The sequence below is a fragment of the Streptomyces johnsoniae genome (assembly GCF_031845565.1).
GTDB lineage: Bacteria > Actinomycetota > Actinomycetes > Streptomycetales > Streptomycetaceae > Streptomyces > Streptomyces johnsoniae.
In genome coordinates, this window is sequence record NZ_JAVREV010000055.1 from 1 (window position 1) to 741 (window position 741).

At 71.5% G+C, this 741-nt stretch carries 1 protein-coding gene; it reads left to right on the forward strand.

The window, feature by feature from the left end:
* The coding region (locus RM779_RS33230; RefSeq protein ID WP_311621526.1) for an IS481 family transposase at nt 1–741 on the forward strand (741 nt) is incomplete at both ends.

Genomic DNA, 741 nt, shown 5'->3' on the forward strand with positions numbered 1-741 from the left:
TCATGGCAGGCGGCTGCTGGTCGAGCGGGTTCGTTCGGGTCGCCCTGTCGCCCATGTCGCCGCTGAGATGGGTGTCTCCCGGACGACCGCGCACAAGTGGGTGCGCAGGTCCGTTGCCGAGGGCGAGGCCGGTCTGGCCGACCGTCCCAGCCGCCCGCGGACCACCCCGCACCGCACCCCGGACGCTGTGGAGTCGCGGGTGTGTCAGCTGCGCAGGACCCGCAAGCTCGGCCCGGCCAGGATCGGTCCGATCCTGGGCCTGCCTGCCTCGACCGTGCACCGGATCCTGGCCCGCCACGGCCTCAACCGCCTGGCCTTCCTGGACCGGCCCACCGGCGCCGTGATCCGCCGCTACGAGCGTGAGCGGCCCGGTGAACTGGTCCATGTGGACGTCAAGAAGCTCGGCCGGATACCCGACGGCGGCGGCCACAGGGCCCTGGGCCGGCAAGCGGGACGCGCGGCGAAGACCGGTGTCGGCTTCGACTACGTCCACTCTGCCGTCGACGACCACTCCAGACTGGCCTACAGCGAGGTCCTGCCGGACGAGAAGGCCGCCACCTGCGCCGCCTTCCTGCGACGTGCCGCCGCCTGGTTCGCAGGCGTGGGCATCGACCGCATCGAACGTGTCCTGACCGACAACGCCTGGTCCTACCGCAAAAGCACCCTGTGGAAGCAGGCCTTGGCCGACCTCGGCGCCACCGGCAAGCTCACCCGCGCCTACCGACCCCAGACCAACGGCAA